Source organism: Bradyrhizobium sp. 2TAF36 (genome assembly GCF_052114925.1).
Lineage (GTDB): Bacteria > Pseudomonadota > Alphaproteobacteria > Rhizobiales > Xanthobacteraceae > Bradyrhizobium > Bradyrhizobium barranii.
Genome location: NZ_JBFRFR010000199.1, coordinates 1 through 4,234 on the forward strand (window position 1 = coordinate 1; position 4,234 = coordinate 4,234).

Consider the following 4,234-nt stretch of genomic DNA (forward strand, 5'->3'; position numbering starts at 1 on the left):
GGCCGGAACGTGCCGCTCGAGCGAAAACTCATAGAACAATGCGGCCTGCCCAACTCGCTGATGTCCCATCATGATTCAGCCCTCTTGCAACGACTGAATCAGCGAATGTCAGCTCACGCAACCGAAGACTTTTTCAACAAAATCGACCCGAAGCGGACATTTTCCGAACGAATGAGCATCAACGTATTGGAAAATGCTCATGAAATCGGATTTCGATTGTAGTTCAGCGCGATTTGGCCTGACAGCTGCAAGCTGTTCGTTTTTCCGTAGTCCGCTGAGACTATTTCGTGAAATGATGACCCAGCTTCCCGGGTGTCTATTTGGCGCCCTTTCGCGCGTGGGTGGTTCACATGAACATTCGATCAAGTGTATTGGCCGCCGCTCTGACGGGCTCGATATTCGCACTGACGCCAAGTGTGTCGCAGGCGGAATGGCCTGACATCCGCGAGGCCAAGGCCATCGCCGAGGAAGGCTTCATCTACGGGCTGCCGATCGTGATGAACTACGCCGTCATGTACGAATATGCCGTCGACAGGAACTCTGGGCAATTCAAGGCGCCGTTCAACCAGATCAAAAACGAGGCGCGTGTCTATACATACAAAGACACGGCCGTAATAACTCCCAATAGCGACACGCCCTATTCGCTGTTATGGCTCGATCTGCGCGCCGAGCCGATCGTTCTTTCCGTGCCGGCTGTTGACAAGAGTCGCTACTATTCAGTGATGCTTTGCGACGGCAACACGTTCAATTACGGCTATATCGGTAGCCGCGCGACCGGAAGCGAGGCCGGAGATTATATGGTGGTTGGGCCGAACTGGCAGGGTGCCACTCCGCCTGGCATCAAGAAGATGTTTCGCTCCTCGACACAATTTTCCGCCGCCGCCTACCGCACCCAGCTCTTCCATCCGGCAGATATGCCGAACGTTGAGAAGGTCCAGGCCGGCTATAAGGTGCAGCCCCTGTCGGCCTATCTCAAGCAGCCCGCGCCCCCCGCCGCAGCGGCCGTCGACTTTCCCAAGGCTAATGCGGAGTTGGTGAAGAAGAACTTCTTCGAGTATCTCGACTTCGCTCTCCAATTTGCGCCGGCCGGGCCGGAGGAAAAGGAAATCCGCGCCAAGCTCACGCGCATCGGCGTCGGCCCCGGAAAGACCTTCGACTTCAAGGATCTTCCGCTGACCCACAAGATTGAAATCGGGCTGGGGATGAAGGACGGCGAAGAGAAAGTTGAAAAGTATCTTGCTAGTGGACAGAAAGACGTAAATGGCTGGAAAATCGGATCGCTGTTCGGAGACCGGCAATTCTACAGCGGCGACTGGCTGAAGCGCGCTGCCGCAGCCAAGGGCGGCATCTATGGCAACGACGCAATCGAGGCCGTCTATCCAATGACGAAGGCGCTTGCTGATGGCGAGGTGCTCGATGGTTCCAAGTACAAGTACACAATCACTTTTTCCGCCGGACAATTCCCGCCGGTAGAGGCTTTCTGGTCGGTGACGATGTATGATGGCAAGAGCCAATTGCTGATCGAGAATCCGATCAACCGCTACCTGATCAACTCGCCGATGCTGCCGGACATGAAGAAGAATGCCGACGGCTCTCTCACGTTGTATATCCAAAAAGATTCGCCCGGCGTCGACAAGGAATCCAATTGGTTGCCGGCGCCGAATGACGAAATCTACCTCGTGATGCGTTTATATTGGCCGAAGACAACGGCGCCTTCGATCCTGCCGGCCGGTGGGGGCTCATGGCAGCCACCGGCCGTTGTGCGCGCAGCCAACTAAGCAATCTGAGGTGATCGAGTGATGCTGGCCAAGGTCCGCTTGTGGCCCTTCGCAGACGTGGCGTTGCTCGATGCTGATTTCGGCTTGTGACCCCAAGCTGGCGTGTTGGGGCGTTGGCGCGGTGTCGGCCTTTGACCCTAAGCGCAAGCCAGTATCTGGGCCGCCAAGCGGCTCGCGTCGACCAATTTCCAACGGACCGTCCACCGCTCCCGGAGGTCGACGTCATCCGACCGATCGTATGCCTCGCGGGTCAGTATGTCGGTTCGAGGCCACGTAGTCGATCTCGCCATACGTAATCCCGATATCCTTCAGCTCCTGATCACTTAGGTGGCAAAGATCGCGCCGCAGCCGCTCCCATTTCCGCCACTCTTGAAAAGCGTTCCAGCAATTCTTGAAAACGCTGACATTGCGTCGCTGGGAGTCTGCCGTCTGGACCAAGCCCGTTGTCTGATAAATCATGCTCATCGCAGTATCCTCGGGCACCGTGTTTCCACCCTGGCATGCTGCCAAAATCCGGCCCGGCACGCTTGATCTGCTGCTTACATTTTCCTTACGGACAGCTTATTCTTTGTTTTCCAAGTGTTGCCGGGCCTGACCGGAGACCGTCCAAGGGATTTCGCGTCTTGCGCTATCTCTTCGAAGACTACGAACTGGATTCCGGCCGCCGCGAGCTGTACCGCGACACAAGCGTCGTTGCCCTGGCGCCACAGACCTTTGACTTTCTGGACTACCTCATCCGCAACCGCGAGCGCGTGGTTTGCAAGGATGAGCTCATCACAGCCATTTGGAAGGGGCGGTGCGTGTCGGATGCCGCGCTGACGACCCGCCTGAATGCCGCTCGGTCCGCAATTGGCGATTCCGGGGAGAAACAGCGGTTGATCAAGACGCTGCCAAGGAAGGGCTATCGCTTTATCGGTAAGGTGCAGGAGGCTGACGGCGCCCCCACTGTGGCGGTCACAGAAATCCAGAGGGAGACGGCTAAACCCGCCCTCCCACTTCCCGATAAACCGTCGCTGGCCGTTCTGCCATTCACCAACCTGAGCTCCGATCCAGAGCAGGAGTATTTCGCCGACGGCATGGTCGAGGACATCATCACCGGCCTTTCACGGTCCAAATCGCTGTTCGTCATCGCGCGACAGTCCACTTTTACCTACAAAGGCAAGGCTATCGACATCAGGCAGGTCGGGCGCGAGCTGGGCGTTCGGTATGTGCTCGAAGGCAGTGTGCGCAAATCCGGCGATCGAGTTCGCATTGCCGGGCAGTTGATCGAGGCCACGACGGGTGCTCATCTTTGGGCGGACCGGTTCGACAGCCAGCTCAAAGATATCTTCGATCTGCAGGACCAAGTGACGAGTAGCGTGATTAGCGCGCTCTTTCCTCAATTGGAGCGCGCCGAGATAGAGCGCGCAAAACGCAAGCCAACTGAAAATCTTCAGGCCTACGACTACTATCTGCGTGCACTCTCGAGCTTCTATGAATTCACCCGCGAACAAAACATTGAAGCCCTCAGACTGATCCGGCTTGCTGTCGAGATCGATCCCGGATTGGCCTCAGCATACGCGCTTGGTGCTTATTGCTATCTGCAACGAAAGATCTTCGGCTGGACGATCGACGCGGATCAGGAACTGAACGACACCCGACGGTTGGCAAGGCGTGCGATCGAGCTCGATAAGGATGATCCAACCGTACTCGTGAGAGCCGGGCAGGCAATTGGCGCCGTATTATACGAGATGGACGATGGCGTGGCCCTCGTCTCCCGAGCGCATGAGCTTAACCCGAACTTGGCTGTCGCACGGTATACGATCGGCTGGGAACACATACGGCGCGGTGACATAGAGGCGGCGCTCAAGCAGTTCCACGCCGGGGGGCGTTTAAGCCCCATGGATCCGTTTCTTTTTCTGCTGCAGACCGGCATAGCGTTTGCGCATTTCTTGACGGATCGATACGAGGACGGGTCATCATGGGCCAAGTCGGCTGTGCTGCACCGGCCCAACTATCTCAACGCACAATTTATTCTGGCGGCATGCCACGCGATGTCTGGAAGGGTCGAGGAAGCCCGGATGATCGGTGCACGCCTGGTGGAAGCGAGGCCGGCTCTGCGCGTCTCCACACTCGTTCCAAAGCTCGCTCGATTTTACAGGCCGGAACACCTCGAAAGGATAGCGCGAGCTTGCCCCATCATGGGTCTCCCCCCATGAGTGCTGCGGTTGCCGGGAAATACTGGTCTCATTCCAATTCCCATCAACGGCGCAGTATGCAATGTCGGCTTGTGGCCCTTCGCAGACGTGGCGTTGCTCAATGCTGATTTCGGCTTGTGACCCTGGCTGTGTGAAAAGCCACGAGTCGGTTACGATTCCTCCGTTTCCTGATGGGGGATGTGGATGGGACGCTTCGTTGAAGGCGCGGACAGATCCCAGCTGACGCTCTTGCCGGAATGTCTGGAGGATTGGGTAGAC

The 4,234-nt window shown here is 57.2% G+C and carries 4 protein-coding genes; 3 read left to right on the forward strand and 1 reads right to left on the reverse strand.

From position 1 onward, the window contains the following. Both AB4Z51_RS44480 and AB4Z51_RS44485 read left to right on the forward strand, forming a co-directional pair. The coding region (locus AB4Z51_RS44480) for a hypothetical protein (protein ID WP_441499726.1) at positions 1–222 on the forward strand (222 nt) is incomplete at its 5' end. A gap of 128 nt (positions 223–350) precedes the next feature. Next, a complete protein-coding gene (locus tag AB4Z51_RS44485) occupies positions 351–1,778 on the forward strand; it encodes a DUF1254 domain-containing protein (protein WP_063984452.1) in 1,428 nt (475 codons plus the stop codon). A gap of 222 nt (positions 1,779–2,000) precedes the next feature. Here AB4Z51_RS44485 and AB4Z51_RS44490 read toward each other — a convergent pair whose 3' ends face one another. Then, positions 2,001–2,243: a DUF1127 domain-containing protein gene (locus AB4Z51_RS44490; RefSeq protein ID WP_085399443.1), complete on the reverse strand. Its 243-nt coding sequence runs from the start codon at positions 2,241–2,243 to the stop codon at positions 2,001–2,003. 158 nt (positions 2,244–2,401) lie between these two features. Between AB4Z51_RS44490 and AB4Z51_RS44495 the strand changes: the two genes are divergently transcribed. Further along, entirely contained in the window at positions 2,402–3,976 is a 1,575-nt protein-coding gene (locus AB4Z51_RS44495) for a winged helix-turn-helix domain-containing tetratricopeptide repeat protein (protein WP_085399438.1), read from the forward strand. Positions 3,977–4,234: the final 258 nt, after the last annotated feature.

Excerpts from the sequence above, each read along its gene's own strand:
- AB4Z51_RS44485 (WP_063984452.1), top strand. The coding sequence starts at position 351 with ATGAACATTCGATCAAGTGTATTGGCCGCCGCTCTGACGGGCTCGATA.
- AB4Z51_RS44490 (WP_085399443.1), bottom strand. The coding sequence starts at position 2,243 with ATGAGCATGATTTATCAGACAACGGGCTTGGTCCAGACGGCAGACTCC.